Here is a 22,758-nt window from a genome sequence, read left to right on the forward strand (position 1 = left end):
AAAAGGTGGCGCTGGGAATTCCTGCGCCACCTTTTTTATAAGAGGTTTTCAAAAATTACGCCTGCACTTCTCGTGCCGCGTTTAAAAACGGATAATCGGTGTAACCGTGTTCGTCGCCTCCGTACATGGTGTTCCTGTCCGCTTCATTTAATTCTGCATTCAGTTCAAAGCGTTTAGGCAGATCCGGGTTTGCCAGGAATAACACGCCGTAGGAAATCATTTTCGCGATGCCCTTTTCAAGCTCCTCTTCACCCGATTCCCTGGTATATCCCATGTTACCGATGACGGTGTGACGGGTTAGTTTGCCAAATGTTTCGAGAATATTCTGAGGATAATGAGGGAATTTTTCGACCGGAAAACCTGCGTTCATGAAATGAATGTAAGCAAGTGGCATTTCGTCGAGGCCTTCTATTAACGCGGTAAATTGCGGAATCGGTTCTTGGTGGGTAATGTTGTTATATGGAATGGCAGGAGAAAGTTTGATCCCGGCTTTATCTGCACCCACCGCATCAACAAGCGCCTGCATAACTTCCAATGTAAACCGGTTGCGGTTTTCTACACTTCCGCCGTAATCATCAGTTCGTTGATTAGCGCTTTCAGCCAAAAACTGATTGGGCAGGTAACCAAAAGCTGCGTGAAGCTCGACACCATCAAAACCTGCTTCCATTGCATTTACAGCCGCTTGTCTGTAATCCTGAATGACCTGTTTTATCTCCTCGTAAGAAAGTGCAACGGGTGTCTCATAGTCAACCATGCCTTTGCCGGTGAAATGCTGCTGCCCTTCAATAGCCAGCGCCGAAGGCGCGACAGGCAAAGCGCCATTTCTAACCGAAGTGTGGCCTACACGGCCAGTATGCCAAAGTTGTGCATATATGACGCTTCCATTTTGATGCACTGCTTCCGTTACCTTTTTCCAGGCATCAATTTGGGTTTTTGTGAATATGCCGGGTGTTGCAGGGCTGCCTTTCGCTTGTTCGGAGATATTAATCCCCTCCGTAACGATCAATCCCGCAGAAGCTCTTTGGGTATAGTATAAAACAGTGAGGGCATTCACGACTCCGTCGTTTGAAGCGCGGCTTCTGGTCATGGGCGCCATAGCCATCCTGTTTTTCAATACGTTATTTCCTAGTTTTATTTCGCTTAAAAGATTCATTTCAAATTGATTTGATAAAATTGATTGTTGATTTTGTTTTGCAGGTGCGATAGCAAAACTAAGGTGGGGATGTTATACTTTTGTTATCTGTTACACAAAGGATACCAGTTACAAAAAGGATACCATGGCAAAGCAGCACATATGCATTACAGGTAATGCAGATCATTGCCCAAAGGCAAGAATGACCATTCAGGACACCCTGGATGTGGTAGGCGGCAAGTGGAAGTTGGTTTTGATCTCGATTTTGCGAGATGGGAAAAAGCGATTTCGGGAGCTATCCCGGGAAGCCGAAATTTCACCCAGGATCTTGTCCAAGGAATTGCAGGAATTGGAAATGAATGGCCTGGTTACCCGAACGGTGTGCAACACCAGGCCGGTCACGGTGGAGTATGCGCTTACCCCTTACAGCGACACACTTTCAGAAGTGATCATTGCCATGCACAAGTGGGGTAAGCAGCATCGTGAGAAAATTATTGAAACGCCTTAACCCCCTTTTATCCGGTTCAACTCATCTTCCGAGCCCGCGCGCCGGCTGCGGGCAGCATTGATTTCTTTGCTTCCGAAACGGTAATTAAAGTTTACTTTGAGCATCTGGCCTTCGAAACGGAAACGGAGATTGGTTTTTATTCCCGCATATTCAGATTCATATCCGCCTCTGGCAGTATGAAAAATATCGCTGAATGACAGTTTCAATGTCGCATTGCTTTTCCAGAATTTCTTTTGGACGCCCGCATCCATCATGCCCATCGCCCAGTTGTAATCAATACGTCGGTAAGGCGAGTTATACCAGCCCGTCAGTTCCAGTGTCCAGTCATTTTTCAGCTTGAATGTGCTCTGGCCGTTCATGTTGAATGCTGTTGTGCTGTTATTGATGATCAGGCCATTATCCAGCGCTGCTTTCCAGATATTATGGTATCCGCTGATGTTGAAATAAACGTCCCACCATTTGGTAATAGCAGTTGTAATGCTCACATCCAGGTTAAAGCCCTGGGAATGATCCAGGTTTTGGGTAATGAAATAAGTCCTGCTGCTATCGTAAGGGATCCGCAGGCCCACGACCGGGAAACGCGTTCTTCGGTATCCCAGTGAGGTTGTCAGTTTGGCTTTGTAAACGTGGGTTAGTTTGAAACTGTTTGCATATTCGGGTTTCAGAAAGGGATTGCCTTTGGAATAAACAAGCTCATCCACACGGTATTCAAACGGATTTAGGTTTTGGTAACTCGGGCGATTGATCCTGCGGCTGTAATTCAAATTCCAGTTATGGTTTTTGGAAGCTTTAAAGGATAGCGCGCCGCTCGGGAAAAAGTTGAGATACGTCGTATCCACTTTGTCCAGATCATTATGTTTGAAACTCGTAAGGTCACCCAGTGATTTGGTATGTTCGGCCCTTACGCCCGCCTGCAAATCCCACTTTTTACCCAAAGGAACATTATAATTCACATAAGCCGCATAAACACGCTCGGTGTATTTAAACCTGTTGCTCCGGTTCGTATCAATAACCTCAACATTGCTGATCACATTGAAAAAGTCGAAAGTGTTATCCGATTTAACGTCCGATAATTTGAAGCCATAGCCCAGTTTTCCTTTATTCAAACGTTGTTCATAATCAGCCTTAAAGGAACGGATCGTAATGTCTACGGGCGTTTTACTCACATAGTTCCGTTCCAGCGGTTCCCTGTTATCGAGGCTGAAAAAGTATTTATTAGGCTGATAACTGATCCCGCGCGACACAAAACGACCAAAGTCAGCATCAACATTGAGCTCGTGACCGGTTGTGTCTGCATAATGGTAATTCAGATTTACGTTCAGGTTTTTATTTTTTTCCGGGTTAGATGTTTGGGAAAAAAGCATTAGGGAGTCGGCCTGCAGATCCTGCCTTTTGCTGATAAATGTTTCACTTTTCCCGCCGCCGTTGTGGTTGCTGATCCGGCCATCGACACTGAACCCGAGCGTGGTTTTGGAATTGATAAAATAGTCGGCCCCGATCTTTGCACTGTGTGTGGTATCGCGCCAGATTCCCTGCCATATCTTATTATACGCCACGCCGTTCAATATCTGATCATCGTAGGTTGTGTTGTGCCACGCACCCTGGTTAAATCCATAGGAACCGAACACATTGAATTTTTTGTCCCGGTGATTCAGGTTCAGGGACGCATTGTATTTGGGTGTTATGCCAAACATCGCGCCCAGGCTCAGGTTTCCATTTGTTCCCAGTTTTACATTTTTCTTGAGCCGAATGTTAATGATGCCAAGATCACCCGCTGCATCATATTTCGCCGATGGGTTGGTAATGATCTCAATGGCCTCAATATCGGCTGAATTCATACTTTTCAGCGTCGATGCAAGGTCTTTTCCGCTCATGGGCGAGGGCCGGCCGTCAATATAAATGCGTACGCCCGTCTTTCCTTTCACCAGGATATTTTCGTCTTTGTCCACCTGGACGCCCGGCGATTTCTGCAAAAGTTCCAGAGCATTGGAACCGGTAGCATTAATGCTGCCCTCGATGTTAAAGACGAGCCTGTCGCTTTTGACCTCAATGAGTGGCTTGGCCGCGGTTACCTTCACTTCATTCAACTGTTGTGTCTCAGCGAGCAGCTTGAAAGCCGGAAAATTCACATCCGACTCCGTAACGGCGAATTCAGGAGATTGAAATGGCTTGTTACCGACGGCAGAAATGCGAAGGAAGTATTTTCCTGCTGCAATCCCGGCTATTTTGAACGTGCCGGCCTCATCGGCAACATCTGCTTTTACAAGCGAAGAGTCCAGCGATTTGTTAATGGAAACAGCTGCAAACGGAATCTTTTCATCTTGCTGGTTTTTGACGGTTCCGCCTACTGTGAAACTTTGGGAATAGGTGTAAAATGGAAGGAGAAGCAAGAATGTAATCTGTAAAATTTTTTTCATAAAAGTTCAATGGCTAATGTCTGCGTCAAAGGGAATAAAAAGGTGAGAAATGTTGCATGATGGCCGCGATAAATATTGAATGGATTACCAGGCAACCCGGCCAATGTAAGGAGATCGTCAGTGTCACAACCTTTTAGGCAGGATTAGTGTCTCAAAATGACCTGAAACTTGTCACCGGTTTACGCATGAAACGTCTTCTTTTCTTATTCATTTCACTCACTGTCTGGAGCGCTTGTAAAGAAAAAGCGGTGGATCCTTCTCTTCGCGTAAGGCCGGTTAATCTGAAAATTCTCGTAAAAGACAAAGTTTATAAGCTCAGTTGGGAAGAAGTACGCCTTATTTGCATCACAGCGCCCTGCCCCGACGTTGCGGACGTGGAAGCCGAAGCATATGAGGTTCAGATCACCACAGAAGAATTGGGAGCATTTCAAACTTTCGCGACACTCAGCGCCGACAAAAAATCGATTGATATCCCCGCAGCGGGGCGCGGGGAGCAATTAGTAGCCCGGATCGTTTCAAAAGCCGAAGCCGCGCCGCCCATGAATTCCAATACGGTGATGGCCACAAGCGGTTTCTTATCCCAATCTGCATTCTATCCCGGATTTGGGGTTTCGGAGTCTGTGATCGGGGGAGATGTCACTCCGGATGGCAAGCAAGCCGCATATAATATATTAACCCAGGCAAATTCAGGTGAATATACGGCGCCGCTTTACCTGGCCGGGCTCGAAAATGAAAAACCCGTTGATGCAAAACTTGTGGACAAGCTGGGCGGAGCGGCTAAATTTTCAAATGACGGAAAGCAGTTGGCCTATGTTTCCGGAACAGGGAATGAAATAAGCATTTACGATATCGGATCTGCGACGACAAAAAGAATTCCGGTTGAAAACGCTGCCGGAATGGTGGGTTTGGACTGGTCTCCCGATGGAAAGTGGCTTGCCTTCACGACTGTATCCGACCTGGAATCCCGCCTCTGGAAGATAGCTGCAATGGGCGGCTCGCCGGTCCCGCTCACGCCCCCGATGCCTGTTCGCGAGGCCAATCAGATTCGGCCAACAGATATCAGCTGGTCGCCTGACGGTCAGTTTATTGCCGTATCAAAGGCCCGAAGCGAGAGCGGACAAAAACTATGGCGGGTTGCAGTTTCGCTTTATTCTCCCGAGGGAAGTGGCGAGGTAAAATATTTTGAAACACAACCCGGGTGGATCGATGCAAATCCTGCTTTTTCACCCGATGGGAAGCAACTGGCTTTTCTTAGCACAAGAACCGACTCATTAGCCATGTCTTACAGCCTTTGGGTTAGGAATGTAGCAACAGGAAAGGTGCGTCGCGTCGAATTGTTACCTGACATTATCCCATCGGATGACTATGTGCCCCGCTGGGTGGGAAATGAAAGACTGGTCTTCATGGCGACGCAGCGGGGAAAGAGGGGCTACTTTTCTGTATTCCTTTAAGTTTTAAAACGAACCGGAATTGGTTATGAATTTTTTGTCAAAGCGCATTTACAGCCTGAAATATCTAATTGTATTATTACTGACTCTCGAAAGCTGCATTGTCCCTTTTTCACCACCGGAAGTAAGCCTGGACGAGCAATATCTGGTTGTTGACGGCTTTTTTAATGTGGGTGGCACCGACAGCAGCCGGATTGAACTGCGAAGGACGCAAAATATAAATCAAACAGACCAGCCCTTAATAGAAACCGGAGCTTCTGTCACCGTTGAAGCGGAAGGAGGGGCAACGTATACATTTGCTGAGTCCGGGGACGGATCATACTTGCTGCCGCCGGGTTCTTATAATATGCAGGATCAATACCGGATCCGGATCAGGACGGAAAATGGGCAGGAATATCTTTCGGATTTTGTCACAGTGAGCCGGACGCCTGCTATTGACAGCCTTACCTACAAACTTGACCGTGTTCAGAATGCGATGATATTTTACATCAATGCGCATGATGAGCAGAACAAAACGCAGTTTTACCGATGGAAGTTTGAGGAGACCTGGGAGTACGAATCGACCTATTCTTCGGCCCTGGAAATCGTGGATAGTCAGATCGTTTCCAGAAAAGAAAACATTACCAAATGTTGGGGAAACAAAAGGAGCGGCAGTATTTTGCTGGGAAGCACCGTCCGGCTTAGTGATGACATCATTAAAGACCTTCCGCTCAACACCGTCCCGATCTCATCCAACAAGCTTTTCAGGAAATACAGCATTCTCGTAAGACAATACGGCCTGTCCCGTCAGGCCTTTGAATACTGGACAGAACTATCAAAATCTACACAGCTGACGGGAAGCCTTTTCGACCCGCAGCCTGGGCAGGTCACCGGAAATATCAAAAATATTGCAGATGCTAAAAACCTTGTTTTTGGCTATTTCAGCGCTTCAACCGAGGAAACCAAACGGATCACTATTTCCCCAAACCTGGGCATCTTCCCCAGATGCACTGAGCCGGACACCATCCCGGTCCAATGCACCGGATTTCCGGACGACCCTTGTGCCTTCAACACACAACAGTTGTTGCTTACCTACTGGGGACCGAGAGCAGATTACGTGCTGGTGGCAACTCCCGAGTGTACGGATTGTCGCACGGCGGGAGGAACCAACAGGAAGCCGTCGTTTTGGTAATGTTGCCTGTTAGGTTTTTGAGAATTAAAAATTGCTTATATTTCTCATATACAGAGTAGTAAGTATGTTTTAATAATCAACGATCCAACTCCTATGCCAGATTCTTCTACACTCCTTACAGCGAACCGTCCCGATACATTATCGGAAGTTCGCCTGCTGCTGGACCAGGCCCGCAGAGACAGCATTCCGTTCTTTCCGTCACCTATGGACTGGCGTGACGAGCTTCTTTATTTCCTGCTGCCCGACCGTTTCAGTGATGGCCTGGAAAGCAGCAGGGAGTTGCTGACAAGGCAAAAGATCAATGCGTTGCGAACGGCAACCGGACCGTCCGAAACCAACTGGCAACAGTGGGCCGCTTCCGGGCGGAGGTGGCAGGGCGGCACGATCAATGGCATAACGAGCAAGCTTGATTATCTGGAAGGGTTAGGCATCACGACCCTGTGGATCGCGCCCGTGTTCAAGCAGCGTGTGCGGCTTGACACATTTCATGGTTATGGCGTCCAGGATTTTCTGGATGTAGATCCAAGGTTTGGAACCAGAAGTGACCTCGTTGAGCTCGTAAAAGCAGCCCATTTGAAAGGCATGCGGATCATACTCGACATCATTATCAATCATTCGGGCGACAACTGGGGCTATGTGCCGCCTCAAAAACCGGTTGACGAAGCTATTAATGAACCCCGTTTCAAGCCCTTTCCTGATTTTTACGGCAATCCTTCCAATAGCGATTCCAAAGACTGGCAACTGGCCTGGCGGGACGATCAGGAGCAAGGGTTTTCGGTGCAGGCATCCGATATTGTACAGGTTGATCAGGGTGTTTGGCCACGGGAATTGCAGCAAACAGCCATGTATACACGAGCCGGCAAAGGGGACCTGGGGAATGGTAATGTTGCTGATCCGCATGCGGAGCACAAAAGAACAGATTTCTTTTCGTTGAAGGACTTTGCGCTGGATGCCCCGGGAGCGCTCTCGTTTCTCTCTGACTGTTTCAAATACTGGATTGCGCTGACAGATTGCGATGGGTTCCGGATCGACACTTTAAAGCACATTTCACTGGAAGAAGCGCGCAACTTCTGCGGTTCCATCCGGGAGTTCGCGGACACGCTCGGGAAACGAAACTTTTTTCTGGTAGGGGAGATTGCAGGCGGAGACGAATTTCAGGACTATTTCGCAGATAATCTTGCCGTCCTTCAGCGCAATCTCAGCGCGGCACTTGATATTGGAAACGCCAGGATCAAATTGCAGGGGATCGGGAAAGGAATGGTTTCTGCCAAAGACTATTTTGACGACTTTAACGAAAACAGCCAGGGCTTCGGCTCGCACCGCAGCCTTGGCAACCGGCATGTATCCATCCTCGATGACCATGATCATGTGAGTGGAGAAAAAGTCAGGTTTTCTGCGGAAATAGGGGACAATGCTGAGGTTAAGGACTATCAGATCGTTGCTGCAACCGCTTTTCAGTTGTTTATTTTGGGCATACCCTGCATTTACTATGGCACCGAACAGGCTTTTTCGGGCCCGCCCAAATCCCAGATACCGTTTTTGATCGGTGAAGGGTGGAAAGACGGTAGTAATTTCGGCGACCGATATCTGCGGGAAACCATGTTTGGGGCCGACCACCCCAGGGCGCATCACAGTAACGACCAACTTACACAGCTCACCGCAAAAGACGAATCCTTACCAGGCTTCGGGCCCTTTGGAACCTCCGGTCTGCATTGTTTTGACACAAAAAGCCCTGCATATGTGCGCCTTGCCCATTTGTGTGCATTGAGAGCAAAATATCCGGTCCTCAGAATCGGGCGTCAGTATGAGCGGCAGACCCGAAATTTTGATGCCGCATTTCAGTTTCCGGCGGTCGGCGAACTTGTGGCCTGGTCCCGGTTGCTGGATAACCAGGAAGCGTTATGTTGCGTGAACTGTAACGGAGCGGATAATGCTGTGCGGGGCGGAGATGTCATTGTTTCTTCTGAATTGTGGAAAGCCGGAACAGCATTCACAGTAGTTGCCAATACGGAGCAAGTTGCGGCGGAAGCGGCCGGGAACGTCTATAATGGATTGCACGCCATTGGTTCAAAAATAATTGTGAAAGGAGGAGAAGGTCCCGGCGCGCCAACATTCGTGGAAATCCGGGATATCAGGCCGGCGGAGGTGCTTGTCCTTGTTAAAGAATATTAATGTTTTCAAAAACGCAATGATGGCAAGGATCATCCAGGCTTTATGCAAGCAGAAACTGGATTTTCACGTGCCGCCGTATCCAGGCATGATTATGTTAGGATAAGAAATACTTACATTCATTTATTATGATCCGTTCTTTACCGTTTTACGCCCGGCTTGCCTATGTGCTGGTAAGCATCATATCGCTTGTATACATTGCCATCATCGGGCAAACATTGCTGGCTCCGCTCATTTTTGCGTTCCTGTTTGCACTTTTGCTGCTTCCATTTGCAGGTTTTCTCGAATATCGCCTGAAATTTCCACGAGCATTGTCCTCTATGGTGGCAGTTATTACCCTGACCGCTGCTATTGCCGCAATTTTCACCATTCTCGGCTCTCAATTAACTGCGCTGGCGAAGGACTGGCCTGCATTCAAACAGCAATTGCTGGCCACCACCACCAGTTTGCAGCGCTGGATAGAGATTACTTTTCATGTAGATAATGAAGAGCAAATGAGCTATATCAATGAATCGGCGACCAAGGCGGTGGATACGGGAACTTCTATTCTGGGACACACCTTGCTTTCGGTTTCATCGATTCTGCTGTCGCTTTTATTCATATTCCTATACACTTTTTTTATGCTGTTGCATAGGAGATTGTTGCTGCGGTTTACGGTTTCGCTGTTTGAAAAGCAGCATAGTGTGATTGTGTATGATGTTGTAAGCCAGGTGCAGTACATTGTTAAAAAATACATTGTCGGATTATTTTTGCAGCTGCTTCTGGTCACCGGACTTTCATGTGCTGCCTTCTGGCTTATAGGTGTGAAATATGGATTGCTGCTCGGGCTGATCTCCGGCATACTCAATGTTATCCCTTATCTCGGCATTTTTACTGCGCTATCACTGGCGAGCCTTGTTACATTCGCGACGGCGGGCACCAGTCAGGTTGTGTTTGTTCTGGTCTCAATTGTGGTGATACATTTGATCGACAGCAATTACATTATGCCCAAAATTGTGGGGTCGAAGGTGAAGATCAATACATTTATTGCTCTGATTGGCCTTGTCCTGGGAGAAATGATCTGGGGAATTACCGGCATGTTTTTGTCAATCCCGGTGATCGCCATTTTTAAAGTCATATTCGACCGTGTAGAGGGCCTCAATCCGTGGGGTATCCTGCTGGGAGAGGACGACAGCCACCCGGAAACGAAACCGGCCATTGAGGAGGTTGTCGAAGATGAGCAAAATCTCGGTAAGAAATAGTGTACAATCAGAATAAGCAGGATTTTTTTAAACATAACAAACATTAAATGAGTCAGTTCAAAGTAAATATCTTGTCATTCGAGCAAATTAAAGAGTTGCCGGGTTCCTGGGAAAAGAGTGATTATGTGAATTTGTTGAATGCGATGGATTATGGCAATCCCGCAGAAATCAAGGATTCGGAGCTGAAAGAAATGTGCATGATGTCCCTCACGGATTTCGAGCCGGAAGAATCCGCTAAAATAGTTTTGGATTATACAATAGCCGGGCGTCTCACCGAAGGTCAGATCGGAAATCTTTCTCACGAAATCCTTACTGAAAAGCTCTGGGAGGAATATCCGGAACTACCATTACACCCCGACCTTTACCGATCAACCCAACTGCTCTATGATGCTTACAATGGCAAATTTCCACGCCCGGAAGCCGTTCAGTTCACGGTCGAAATGAAGGGTGATGTAAGTATTTTTGAAGAAAATCCCGAGGCGCCCATTGTGAGGCTTCTCGCCGCTGGTTTATCCGACCGAAGCTTGATCCAGCGTCTTTTTTCCGACCAGATTGAAGGGGATCGTTTTTCCGAGGCTAAGGACATTCTGTGGCAGTTGAAAAAGATTTCCGGTGATCAAAGTTCAGTAACCTACGACATTGTAAGTTCCGCATATTGGCTTGATGAAATAAAATACGCCGACAGTTACGAAGCCGACACCCATGCGGACGTAATTTCGGATGAGGCCGAATAATTGAAAGGGTGTATTGAGCAGGGAATGTGCTTACCGCTAAATAATAACTATTTGATTCTGTATCAGATAGTTATTAAATTCCTTATGCACATTCACCCCTTCATTTATGAAACTAAAACTATACTCCCGTCTTCTTGCCGCAATCGTGGCTTATTACATTTTTGTTGCCCCGGCGATGGCGCAAATGACTCCCGCCCAGCAAAAAGTCCAGACTTTAACGGACAGCATCGAAAGCAAACGTAGTTACCGGAAAGAGCAGCCAACTCCTGTGTTAGGAGAGAAGTCAAGAGAAGGTGCTGGCATCAGGAGTGATACTGCGATTGTGAAAGCGAAGAAGCGGATCAAAAGCTGGAATCAGGACCTGGACACCGCTGTCATTGAACAGGCGCTTCCGGACAGTATTATTAGGAAACTAATGGACCGGCATGCTGTTTTCACTTCTTTTGAAATACTCGAACTGATCAAAGGGACGCTGGAAGGCAGGTTAAAAAACAATGGGATTTACATTCCAAGGGATGCAGAAACCTATGATGAACTGGTTAGCCTGAATGCGTTGAAGGGCAATGGGATATTAAAAGAATCTTTGGAAAAAATCCATAGTTATGTAGCACTTCAGGAACTGTACGAGGAACTCGCGAGATACATTCATTTTAAGGAAGAACTTTCAAGCTTCGAAAGGGGCATCGAAAGCAACCTCGACCAGATCGCTGACCAATCCAATTTCATTTCCCGCAAGGAATTTTCGGAATACCGCTTTACTGAAACAAGCAGGCAGGTTTTGAAAGGAATAAATATCTATCATGATAACGATTTTTTCTGTCCTGTAATCAACAGGGACATGAATTACACTGGCGGATTAAGGCTGGAGCTGACAACTGACCTCATAAAAATCAGGCTTTTTGCCAATACTTTTCTTGGCGGCAGGGCTTTCAGATTTGTTTCAAAAATTCCGGTTATTAACTTCTTTTCAAAAGAAATCAGAAGGCTTAAAATAGATAATATCAGCTATCAAAGCCTTTTTTACGGGATAGAAGCTTACACGCCCTATCTGAGGTTCGATTCTGCGGGAACGGCACTCAAGATGAATGGAGACCAATATGCATCGCTGGCGAAACTAAGCAGGGATAACAGTTATCTTAATGACAGGCCGTTTGCAGGAATAGCTTACGTGGGCCGTGCCAAATACCGGATCAATCAAATGGGAACAGTGAGGACCAGAGGAGAATTTTCAATAGGAATTCTTGGCGGTAAGATAGGAGAGGCCTTTCAATCTGCCTTGCACAGGGATCTTACCATTGATTCCCCGGCGCCTATCGGCTGGGACAAGCAGATCGCCAATGGGGGACGGCTGACGATCAACATGAGCCAGGCCATGGAAATTATGCTGTTATCCAAAGAAAATGATGTTTTCAGACACACTGAGAGAATCAAAGGCTATCAGGGGAGGCAGAATTTGAAAGACTGGATCAATATTTACAGCTCCATAGAAGGGCGGGTAGGTCAGCAAGCTACCTATGCGGGTGCCGGACTTGGATTTAGTAACTTGAACTTTAAGGAGCGTAGCGGGACGCAAATGGTGAAAAACCGCCCGGGGAGGATCTTTAATTTCATCTTCTCCTGCGAAGTCAAATATCGTTACATTGTCCACAACAGCATGATGGAAGGATTTGGATGGTTCAGGACGCGCGAGTTTGACAACGACGGAACATCAGACGAATCGCTTTCCAAGTGGACGCTGGGTAAGAGCATCATCAACCGCAATATGATTTATACCGACCTTTTCTGTGGTTTCCGGTCGATAAAAACAATGGTATTTTGCAATGTGAATTTCAATAGCAAGGAGTTCAACGGCCGCGCAATTAACCCCGAAAGAACGGGTACACCGGGCGACTTGTTCAATACGCAAAAAATCTATGCATTTGGCCGGATCGGGTTCAACTTCCTGATGTAAGCATTCCTGTTGCTAAAACCGAGCGGTCCGCCGGATTCCTAAGCCAAACTTTTATGATAACGTTCGCGGTATTCCAGCGGGGACATGCCCGTGATTTTCCGGAACACTTCCCTGAACGCTTTCAAGTCGGAGTAGCCTATTTCATACATGACTTCATTGATGGTTTTCCGGGAATTTTCAAACGACCGTTTGGCAACTTCGATTTTTACCCGTTGTGCATATTCCAAAGGGGTGTTACCAGTGGCTTTTAAGAACCTGCGGTCAAAATTTCGCCGGCCGATTGAAAATTTGGATGAGAGTTGATCTACCGATATTTTCTCATCAATCTTACTTTCAATGTATTGCTGTGCCTGCTTGATCTCCTGATCGTCGTGGAGTTTTTGCCCGCTGAAAATGGTGAAAATGGATTGAAACTCTCTGTCAATGTCAATCTGGAAGAGCTTTGAGCAGTAAATGGCTGTTGGCCGGTCGTAGAATTTCTCGATCAGGTGAACCAGCAGGTTCAAAAAGGAGTATGCGCCTCCATTGGTGTAAATTCCAGCTTCGTCCGTTATCGTCCGGTGTGACTGCAATTTTACATGAGGGAACAAAACACTGAATGTATTTACGGCAGACCAATGTGTAGAACAGGTCCTGCCGTTAAGCAAACCCGCCGAAGCGAGCATAAATGCTCCCGTACACATAGACGCAAGCTCTGCCCCATTCTTATATTGCTCCGACATCCAGTCCACCATAGCAATATTACCCGCCAGCGCACGCTCGAAATCGCGGGCCAGGGAAGGGATAATGATAAGATCCGTTTTTTTAAGCTCACTAATATGCGTATGCGGCTTAATACTGACCAGCCCTTTGCTAAATTCGGCGCGATCAGAAACACCTACGATCTGAATCTCGTACTTAGGGTTGTGGCCGTTTTTTGCCCAGTAAGCATTAGCTTCCGAGAATATTTCGTAGGAACCCACAATGCAAGCAACGCTCGATAAGTTGCTTTGGCCGTCCGGTGCGATAATAGCAATGTGCTTCATTGGATTTTTTACACAATGTTAGCCATTCAAGTTGTCTTAATCAACCCGTCATAATGTCTTTATCCCCCTCTGACAAAGTGGATTTACGACAATAGCTTTGCATTTATTATTAGGGAACAAAGAGAAGTCCTTTTGCAAGATTTATCAATCACTTAACTTTTGAAAAAATGGAAAATCAAGATTTCACGACCACTTTTCTGGTAGACAAATCGGCCAGCCAAGCTTACAATGCCATTATTAATCCCCGTGCCTGGTGGTCTGAGGAAATCGTCGGCACCACGGATGAGGTCAATGGAGAATGGAGCTATCATTACCAGGATCTGCACCGGTGCGAAATGAAGGTTATTGAACTTATCCCGGACAAAAAAGTGGCCTGGCTCGTTACCGACAATTATTTCAATTTTACCAAAGACAAAAGCGAATGGATCGGCACCAAAGTGGTTTTCGACATTTCAAAAGAAGGCAGCCAAACACAGGTGCGGTTCACGCATCAAGGGCTGGTGCCCGAATATGAATGCTATGAAATTTGTAATAATGCATGGAGTGGTTACCTTACCAACAGCCTGCTGCCGCTCATTGAAGCCGGGACAGGAGCGCCAAATAAAGGAACCGAAATAACGAGCCACGAACAAATCGGAATGGAATCAAAAGAATAAAAATAAAAGCCATGAAAAACCACGATTTCACAACAAGTATTATTGTAGACCAAACGCCGGCCGAAGTGTATAATGCCATCCTGAATGTTCGAGGTTGGTGGTCCGGTTTATACGGAGAGTCATTTGAAGGCAGCTCAGAAAAAATCAGTGATGAATTTAGCTTTCTGGCAGGCGGCGGGATGCATTACAGCAAGCAGAAGTTGGTGGAGCTGGAGAAGGATAGGAAGGTTGTCTGGCTCGTTACTGAAAGCAATCTCACTTTTGTAGAAAACACCAATGAATGGCAGGGGACCAGAATCATTTTCGAGCTTTTTCCAGAAGGCGGAAAAACAAAAGTTGTGTTTACGCATGTCGGCCTGGTCCCGGAATTTGAATGCTACAATTCCTGCGCTCCCGCATGGAAGGGCTACGTGCAGGACCAGCGATTAAATCTGGTATAACCAATCGTTCAGGGGAATTGGCGTTTCTGCAGCATTCGATTTCGATGCAGTATTCAACAAAAAGAAGCGAACACAAGAATAGGGAGGCAATCAGCAACAAGGCTGGTTGCCTTTTTTAGTCAGGCATGGAGACCGGACGATTCTATAAAACTGTTCAGATCTGAACAGTTTTTTTGTTTCTATATTATTGGTAACGTATTTATAATCAATTGATTATTTGGTTTTTCCATGCTTGGTACAGTATTTTATCGACATAATCGGAGTAAATCAAAAGGAGTTTATAAAGAGAACATTTCAAGGTGAATGAAAAAGACTTCTCCGCCACATTGGGCAACCAAGCTTCTTGCCCGTTTTGCAGATCCCAACACTTCGGAAGAAGTTCAGGGGGATTTGCTGGAAATGTATCAGCACTGGGTCGTCAGCGTCGGCGAGCGTGATGCTAAGTTCCGTTATATACGCAATGTAATCAAGCTAATGCGCCCGTTTGCCAGAAACAAAAAGGCGCAGGAATATTCAAAAACCAATTCAACCAGTCCGGCCATGATTCGTAACTATTTAAAAATAGCAATCAGAAATTTAACCAAAAACAAGGGCTATTCAGCAATCAATATCGGAGGACTCGCGACTGGAATGGCGGTGGCCATGATGATCGGATTATGGATCTACGATGAGTTTTCGTTCAACAAATACCATCAGAATTACAACCGGATAGCGAAAGTAATGCAGACCGTAGAGGTGGAAGGAACCACATATCACGGTGAATACATGCCTGCGCCGCTCGGCAATGAGCTCCGGACCGTTTTCGCGGACGATTTTAAATATGTGGTCATGTCATCTTTTTCCGGCGATCACATTGTGGCTCACGGGGATAAGAAGTTTACCAAAAAAGGCATTTACATGAGCCCGGAAGCACCCGAAATGTTCTCGCTTAAAATGCTCCGGGGAACGCGCGCTGGCTTGCACGACCCGTACTCGATCATGTTGTCAGAAGGCGTTGCCACGGTCCTGTTCGGTACTGAAAATCCAATCGGCAAGATTGTTAAGCTAAACAACAGTATGAACCTGAAAGTGACTGGCGTTTATGAAAACTTGCCCTATAATACCGAGTTCAGGGATATGACATTTATTGCTCCGTGGGACCTTTATGTGTCCACGCAGGATTGGGTGAAAACGGCCCTCGATAATGCTGAGTGGGACAATAATTCCTGGCAGATCCTCGCGCAAATCAATCCAAAATCGGATTTTGAATCCATTTCAAGGAAGATAAGAGACATCAAATTGAAACATTCCCCGAAGACTGCTTATCTGAAACCGGCGGTTTACTTGCAGCCGATGGCGAAATGGCATCTTTATACCGGCTGGGATTCGTCTGGTAACCTTAATGCGCGCATTCAGTATGTCTGGCTTTTTGGCATTATCGGCATTTTTGTGCTCCTGCTGGCAGCCATCAACTTCATGAACCTCAGCACAGCAAGGTCTGAAAAACGGGCGAAAGAAGTAGGAATAAGGAAAGCCATCGGTTCCATGCGCGGGCAGCTTGTCGGGCAGTTCCTGAGCGAGTCGCTGCTGGTGGTGGCGTGTGCATTTTTGCTCTCGATATTGTTGGTAGTGGCGCTGCTTCCGTCCTTTAATTCGCTCGCCGACAAGCAAATCGCTTTTATTTGGGACAATCCCATGTTCTGGCTGGCTGGAATTTTGTTTTGTCTGATAACCGGGATCATCTCCGGAAGCTATCCTGCATTGTATTTGTCTTCCTTTCAGCCTGTTAAGGTGTTGAAAGGCACATTTTCACTGGGTAGATATTCGGCGGTTCCGCGTAAAGTGCTTGTCGTGTTGCAATTCACAGTTTCTGTGACGTTGATCATTGGTACAATAATTGTTTACCGCCAGATCCAGCACGCTAAAAACCGCCCCATCGGCTTTGATCGAAACGGGCTGATCACCGTCAACATTAACACGCCGGAGCTTTATAATCAGTATAATGTGCTCAGAAGCAGTCTGCATGAAACCGGGGCTATTGTTGAAATGTCGACATCTTCCGCGGCGCCGACGCAGTCCAACTCAAATAATGGCGGCTTTGAATGGGAGGGTAAAGATCCCAATTTTAAGGAAAATTTCACGACCATTGGCGTCACCCATGATTACGGCAAAACTGTCGGCTGGCAGTTCATTGACGGCCGTGATTTTTCAAGGACATTTTCAACGGACTCTTCGGGAATGGTCCTGAATGAGGCATGCCTGAAATATATGAGTTTCAAGAAACCGTCGGACATTATCGGAAAAACCGTTAAATGGAACGGAAAGCCGTTTACAGTGGTCGGTGTAATCAAAGATATGCTCATGGAATCCCCGTTTGAGCTCGTGCGGCCCGCGGTTTTTATGGTTAATTATGGCTGGGCCAATGTGATCAATATTAAGCTCAATCCAAGCCTTTCTGCGCATGAATCTTTGGAAAAAATAACTTCTGTTTTTCTCAAACTCAATCCCGGAAGTCCTTTCGATTACTCATTTGCCGATCAGCAATTTGCAGTCAAGTTTGCCACTGAGGAGCGCATAGCCAGGCTGGCTGCCGTGTTTGCGGTTCTGGCAATTTTGATCAGTTGCCTTGGATTGTTTGGGTTAGCTTCCTTTACAGCAGAGCAGCGCACCAAGGAAATCGGGATCCGGAAAGTGCTGGGTGCGTCGGTGCCAAATCTTTGGGCGCTTTTGTCTAAGGATTTTGTGCTGCTGGTGATCATTTCGTGCATTGTATCTATTCCGCTGGCCTGGTATTTGTTGAATAACTGGCTGCTTTCGTATAAATATCGCACTGAAATTTCCTGGTGGATTTTCGCAGTTTCCGCGCTTGGAGCATTGAGCATCACCCTGTTAACGGTCAGCTATCAGGCAATCCGCGCTGCACGGCTGGATCCCGTTAAGTCTTTAAAGACGGAGTAAGTTTGGAATGTGCAATCCGGCTGCACATTCTGGGCAAAACGGAAATCGGTGAAGTATATCCCTAACTAAATTTCTAAAATCATTTGGAAGTGTTCCACTGGCAAAATACATTTGCAGCTCAATTTATTTGTAATTTGTCTAAATAAGTTTAATGAAAGTTCTTCTATCAATCGTAATATCCCTGCTTTTGTCGTCCCAGTGTTTTGCGCAAACAGGAAAACTGAGCGGCACGATCATGGACAACACCAAAATTGGTTTGCCCGGGGCAAATATTCTCATCAAAAACACCAGCATTGGTACGCAGACCAACGATACGGGTTTCTTTGAAATAGCTAATGTAGCCGACGGAAATTATATTTTGTCGATATCTTCTGTCGGATTTAAGACAAAAGAAGTGCCCTTCACCATTTCGCAGAATGAGGTGGATTTGAAAACCATCGTTCTTTACGCCGGTGATGAAATATTGCGGGAAGTCGTGATTGAAGGGGAAAGGGAGAATAAATTTTCGAGAAGCAAAACGGCATATGTTTCCAAATTGCCGCTAAGGGATTTCGAGAACACGCAGGTTTACAGCACCATCACCAACTATTTGTTGAAATCCCAGATCGTTACGAATTTTGATGACGCCCTGAAAAATGCAACCGGCGTCGAAAATTTGTGGACATCAACCGGTCGCGGCGGAGATGGCGCAGGATACTTTTCACTTCGCGGATTTTCTGTTCAGCCCAAACTCGTGAATGGCCTTCCCGGACTTACCAATGGCACGATCAACCCGGCGAACATTGAACGCATTGAAGTCCTGAAAGGGCCGTCGGCGACATTATTCGGAAATGCGGTCAGCTCTTACGGCGGGCTTATTAATGTAGTTACCAAAAAACCATATGTAGGGACCGGCGGAGAGCTTTCTTTTACGACCGGCTCTTACGGCCTGAACCAGATTACGGGTGACTTCAACACGGCTTTGAGCAAGGAAAAAAACCTTTATTTCAGACTCAACACGTCCTACGCCACAGAACGGAGCTTCCAGGATGCGGGTTTCAGAAAGTCTTTTTTTGTAGCGCCTTCGCTATCTTACAAGGTGAATAATAATCTGTCATTTTCTTTTTACGGGGAAATCACACAGGCGGAGCAAACCAACCCGATGTTCCTTTTCCTGAACAGAAGCGCTCCCACGCAGTCTAAAAACCTCAAAGAACTGGGATATAATAACAAGCTTTCATTTACCAGCAATGATCTGACCTTGCAAAATCCCACGCAAAATTACCGCGTTGAGATGGATTACAAACTCTCCGACGAGTGGCAGTCACAAACATTGATATCAAAAAGCGCTACTTCGACGAAAGGTTATTATTCCTATTTGTTCGACTATGGAATTTTGGGGAATGATACATTTTCAAGGTTTTTGAATAAACAAAATGAATACACCGGAACGTCCGATATCCAGCAAAACTTCATTGGTGATTTCAATTTGGGCGCTATGAGAAACCGGGTTGTGATCGGCCTGGATTATTTCTCGGCTATTTCCACAAGCAACGGAACGGGTTATGCCTTCTATGGCAATGTAACGCCTGAGGGCGGTGCTAATGGTGATGATCCGTTTACACCGAAAGTTGAAACGAGGGATTATCCGCTTTCCACTGCCGCTGTAGATGCTGTGCTGGCGTTGCAACCGGTGTCTAACGCGAAGTCTAAATACAATATATACAGTGCCTATGCATCTGACGTTCTGAATCTTACTAAAAGTTTATCCGTAATGGTAGGCCTCCGCCTGGACCATTTTGATAACGTGGGAAGCGTAACCACTTCGGAAGATGATTATAACCAGACAACATTATCTCCCAAATTCGGGATCCTGTATCAGCCTGTTGCCGACAAAGTTTCTGTTTTTGCCAATTACCAAAACGGGTTCACCAACGTAGCGCCAGCGCTGGTTGGAAATCCGGAAGACGGCCCGCAAACCATCAAGACTTTCAGGCCTGAGCAAGCGAATCAGATTGAATTTGGTATTAAAACCAATATCATTAAAAACAAGCTGAATGCGACTATCAGTTATTATGATATCAAAGTAAAAGATCAAGTTATCACAGATCCGTCATCTCCTTTTAACAAAATTCAGGGCGGGGAAATTTACAGCAAGGGTTTTGAAATCGAATTAAATGCCAACCCGGTCAATGGCCTGAACATTAGGGCTGGATATAGCAACAACGACAGCAAGACAACCAAGTCGGATAACACCGAAATCCTGGACAAGCGACCGCTGGACGCAGGTTCGAAGCACCTTTACAATGCCTGGGCAAACTACGAGGTGCCTGGCGGAAAATTGAAAGGGTTCGGCATTGGGGCAGGCGTAAACGGCGCAAGTGAAAGATTTGCGATCAATTACGTTTCAACGGGAAATTTCATGCTTCCGGCTTACACAGTAGCAAACGCATCGCTGTTTTATCAGGCCGAAAACTATCGCATCGGCATTAAGCTCAACAACGCATTCAATAAGGAATACTACAAAGGCTGGTCCACGATCGCTCCCCAAACGCCACGCGCCTTGCTAGCCAACATCACTTACAATTTCTAAAAAATTGCAGATATCCCACGGGCACAGCTAATCAACGTTTAGCTGTGCCAGTTTTGTTACCAGATTCCGCCATTCAAAATAGCTGCTAATCAAATAATCTTCAACCGCTCTTCTTCCAGATCAATCTGATAGAGTTGTTGGCGAATGATATTTTCGTCGATCAGCGGGTCTTTGTTTAATTCAGAAAGATATTGCCTTTGGATTTCCAGGACTTCTACAAAAATGACTTTTGTTTTATAATTCATCCAGCTGTCGTCAGAAGCCTTGGCGCGTTCTTCCCATTGTTTTAGAAATTTTTCCATACCGGCGTGACCGATCACGTCATTATCATACTTTGTTTTCAGAAATTCGTAAACGTGTTGCTTCAAGCCTTGTTTCATCTTTTTTCTGGTGGATTCTTCCAGCTCTTCATCAGCGGATCCGTCGAATAATTCCGTCCGTTTTATGAGATAGGGTAATGTAAGGCCCTGTACAACAAGTGTTAACAGTATCGCTACGAATGTGATTACCAAAATAAGGTTCCTGTGAGGGAAGGCAGCACCGTTGTCTAATGTGATAGGGATTGCAAGCGCTGCGGCAAGGGACACAACGCCACGCATTCCCGTCCATCCGAGCAACAGGGGCATAAGCCAGCGCCTTCTGTTGTTGCGGGCGCGCGGCACTACGCCGGGGCGGAAGATAATTGTTGCCAGTAACGCTGCATAAGAGCTGATCATGCGTGCGGCGATCAGCACGCCCGTTACCAACACACCAAAACCGATAGCAATGCGCAGTGAAATACCTTCATTTCGCAAGCCTTCCACAATCTCCGGCAATTCGAGGCCTATGATCAGGAAGACCACGCCGTTTAGAATAAATACAAAACTTTCCCAGACACTGAAACTCTGGATGCGGCTGGCGCTATCCAAAAAAATGAGCCGCCTGGCAGACATGTATAAGCCGCCGCAAACCACAGCGAGTATGCCCGAGCAATGCACCTGCTCCGCGATCCAATACATAAAATACGGCTCGATAAGTGTCAGTGCAATGGCTGATTGCGCGTCGAGCGGCAGGCGCTTATGTGCCTGAACAAAAAGCCAGGCGAGCAATAAACCCAGCCCTGCGCCGCCTATGGCCATCCATAAAAAGCTCAATGCAGCTTCCTGCCAGATAAACTGACCCGTGCCGACGGCCACCAGCGCAAAACGGAAAACGATCAGCGATGAAGCGTCATTAAGCAGGCTTTCCCCTTCCAGGATGGTTGCGGTGGACTTGGGTATTTTTACGAATTTCGTAATAGCTCCCGTGCTGACGGCGTCCGGCGGCGATACGATTCCGCCCAATAGGAATCCGGAAGCAATGGTGAACCCGGGTATAAAATGGTTGGCCACGATAGCCACGGATAGCGCGGTAAAAAACACCACCAGGAAGGCAAAGCTGCCAATGATCCGCCACCATTTTTTCATTTCCTTGAACGAGATCGTCCACGAGGCTTCGAAAAGCAGCGGCGGGAGAAAAATAAAAAAAATCAGGTCGGGATTGATCCGCAGCATGGGTAATCCAGGGACAAAACTGACCAGCAGACCAGCCACAACCAGCAGGATAGGATAGGCGATCCTTAATTTGCTAGCCAACATGTTCAGCATCACGATGGCTGCGATCATGGCAAGCAGAAATGGCAAAAGCGTATGCATAGACGGTAAATTACCTTTGTTTGCCCTAATTAAAGCATAAATCTCGATTGTCGTGCAGGTCTTTTTGCCGGAAGCCATTCTTTAATTGACCTTATAAGCAATTTTCAGTTACAGCAATAATTAATTGAGAACATGAAGCTTGTGGAACAGTTTTTAATGAACATTTATCAAACATCTACATTAGAAACATGAAACCTGAAATCAGAAGTCTGGCAGGCGGGTTGGCTGGCGCCATTGTCCTGAATATCATTCACGAAGCCGCGAAAAGATTTTCGCATAAAGCCCCCCGTATCGACAAAGTCGGTGAGGAAGCATTGACAAAATCGCTGCATGCGGTTGGCGCATCGGCTCCGACGGGCAATGCGCTTTTTGGAACAACATTGGCAGCTGATATAGCAAGCAATACCATGTATTATGCCATGATAGGCAAGGGATCGAAAGAGAACTTGTTGTTACGCGGCGCCGGTTATGGCCTTTTTGCAGGCCTGGGTGCGGTAGGGCTCACGCAGAAGCTGGGATTAAGCGATAAACCTGTTACCAAAACCACAGAAACTAAGGTGATGACGGTGGCGTGGTATTTATTAGGCGGACTGGCAGCTGCCTTTGTGATGCAAAAAGTTGGGGAATATGAAGATTCACATGGCCCGATCCTGTCCATTTGAGTTTCCCCTGCTTCTATAGGCA

Annotated in this window: 16 protein-coding genes; 12 read left to right on the forward strand and 4 right to left on the reverse strand. The window is 46.5% G+C overall.

What is annotated here, in order from left to right:
* Positions 1 to 55: 55 nt before the first annotated feature.
* Positions 56 to 1,153, reverse strand: a complete 1,098-nt coding sequence (locus tag B5X68_RS10800; RefSeq protein ID WP_082214684.1) for an alkene reductase — start codon at positions 1,151 to 1,153, stop codon at positions 56 to 58.
* A gap of 124 nt (positions 1,154 to 1,277) precedes the next feature.
* Between B5X68_RS10800 and B5X68_RS10805 the strand changes: the two genes are divergently transcribed.
* The gene (locus tag B5X68_RS10805; RefSeq protein ID WP_082214685.1) at positions 1,278 to 1,640 is read left to right on the forward strand and encodes a winged helix-turn-helix transcriptional regulator; all 363 of its coding nucleotides are present in this window, start codon (positions 1,278 to 1,280) and stop codon (positions 1,638 to 1,640) included.
* Here B5X68_RS10805 and B5X68_RS10810 read toward each other — a convergent pair.
* Entirely contained in the window at positions 1,637 to 4,057 is a 2,421-nt protein-coding gene (locus B5X68_RS10810; protein WP_082214686.1) for a TonB-dependent receptor, read from the reverse strand. The two genes, B5X68_RS10805 and B5X68_RS10810, sit on opposite strands and share 4 nt — an antisense overlap.
* Before the next feature lie 185 nt (positions 4,058 to 4,242).
* Here B5X68_RS10810 and B5X68_RS10815 point away from each other — a divergent pair, with 185 nt between their 5' ends.
* The 6 genes from B5X68_RS10815 to B5X68_RS10840 all read left to right on the forward strand — a co-directional run bounded on the left by B5X68_RS10815 (position 4,243) and on the right by B5X68_RS10840 (position 12,771).
* Positions 4,243 to 5,508 (forward strand): PD40 domain-containing protein, encoded by a 1,266-nt coding sequence (locus B5X68_RS10815; RefSeq protein ID WP_141110265.1) that lies wholly within the window; start codon positions 4,243 to 4,245, stop codon positions 5,506 to 5,508.
* Between the two features lie 25 nt (positions 5,509 to 5,533).
* Positions 5,534 to 6,676, forward strand: a complete 1,143-nt coding sequence (locus tag B5X68_RS10820) for a DUF4249 domain-containing protein (RefSeq protein ID WP_082214688.1) — start codon at positions 5,534 to 5,536, stop codon at positions 6,674 to 6,676.
* Between the two features lie 93 nt (positions 6,677 to 6,769).
* On the forward strand, positions 6,770 to 8,848 hold the full coding sequence (locus B5X68_RS10825; protein ID WP_082214689.1) for an alpha-amylase family glycosyl hydrolase: 2,079 nt from the start codon (positions 6,770 to 6,772) through the stop codon (positions 8,846 to 8,848).
* Between the two features lie 125 nt (positions 8,849 to 8,973).
* Positions 8,974 to 10,086 carry an AI-2E family transporter gene (locus tag B5X68_RS10830; protein ID WP_082214690.1) on the forward strand — a complete coding sequence of 371 codons (1,113 nt, stop codon included), beginning with the start codon at positions 8,974 to 8,976 and terminating at the stop codon, positions 10,084 to 10,086.
* Positions 10,087 to 10,133: 47 nt separating this feature from the next.
* Positions 10,134 to 10,820, forward strand: coding sequence for a hypothetical protein (locus tag B5X68_RS10835; protein ID WP_082214691.1), 687 nt, complete (start codon positions 10,134 to 10,136; stop codon positions 10,818 to 10,820).
* 106 nt (positions 10,821 to 10,926) lie between these two features.
* The gene (locus tag B5X68_RS10840) at positions 10,927 to 12,771 is read left to right on the forward strand and encodes a lipid A-modifier LpxR family protein (protein WP_082214692.1); all 1,845 of its coding nucleotides are present in this window, start codon (positions 10,927 to 10,929) and stop codon (positions 12,769 to 12,771) included.
* Positions 12,772 to 12,809: 38 nt separating this feature from the next.
* On the opposite strand, the gene B5X68_RS10845 is transcribed toward B5X68_RS10840, so the two are convergent.
* Positions 12,810 to 13,796 (reverse strand): GlxA family transcriptional regulator, encoded by a 987-nt coding sequence (locus B5X68_RS10845; RefSeq protein WP_082214693.1) that lies wholly within the window; start codon positions 13,794 to 13,796, stop codon positions 12,810 to 12,812.
* A 167-nt stretch (positions 13,797 to 13,963) separates the two neighbouring features.
* Between B5X68_RS10845 and B5X68_RS10850 the strand changes: the two genes are divergently transcribed.
* The 4 genes from B5X68_RS10850 (at position 13,964) to B5X68_RS10865 (ending at position 20,401) form a co-directional block, all read left to right on the forward strand.
* Positions 13,964 to 14,452: an SRPBCC family protein gene (locus B5X68_RS10850; RefSeq protein ID WP_082214694.1), complete on the forward strand. Its 489-nt coding sequence runs from the start codon at positions 13,964 to 13,966 to the stop codon at positions 14,450 to 14,452.
* Between the two features lie 11 nt (positions 14,453 to 14,463).
* Positions 14,464 to 14,892, forward strand: a complete 429-nt coding sequence (locus tag B5X68_RS10855; protein ID WP_082214695.1) for an SRPBCC family protein — start codon at positions 14,464 to 14,466, stop codon at positions 14,890 to 14,892.
* 303 nt (positions 14,893 to 15,195) lie between these two features.
* On the forward strand, positions 15,196 to 17,829 hold the full coding sequence (locus B5X68_RS10860; protein ID WP_082214696.1) for an ABC transporter permease: 2,634 nt from the start codon (positions 15,196 to 15,198) through the stop codon (positions 17,827 to 17,829).
* A gap of 151 nt (positions 17,830 to 17,980) precedes the next feature.
* Positions 17,981 to 20,401 carry a TonB-dependent receptor gene (locus B5X68_RS10865; protein ID WP_082214697.1) on the forward strand — a complete coding sequence of 807 codons (2,421 nt, stop codon included), beginning with the start codon at positions 17,981 to 17,983 and terminating at the stop codon, positions 20,399 to 20,401.
* A gap of 89 nt (positions 20,402 to 20,490) precedes the next feature.
* On the opposite strand, the gene B5X68_RS10870 is transcribed toward B5X68_RS10865, so the two are convergent.
* A complete protein-coding gene (locus B5X68_RS10870; RefSeq protein ID WP_082215317.1) occupies positions 20,491 to 22,074 on the reverse strand; it encodes a Na+/H+ antiporter in 1,584 nt (527 codons plus the stop codon).
* Between the two features lie 188 nt (positions 22,075 to 22,262).
* Here B5X68_RS10870 and B5X68_RS10875 point away from each other — a divergent pair, with 188 nt between their 5' ends.
* Positions 22,263 to 22,736 carry a hypothetical protein gene (locus B5X68_RS10875; RefSeq protein ID WP_082214698.1) on the forward strand — a complete coding sequence of 158 codons (474 nt, stop codon included), beginning with the start codon at positions 22,263 to 22,265 and terminating at the stop codon, positions 22,734 to 22,736.
* The last annotated feature ends 22 nt before the right edge of the window (positions 22,737 to 22,758 follow it).

Origin of the sequence: Dyadobacter psychrophilus (genome assembly GCF_900167945.1) — a bacterium.
Lineage (GTDB): Bacteria > Bacteroidota > Bacteroidia > Cytophagales > Spirosomataceae > Dyadobacter > Dyadobacter psychrophilus.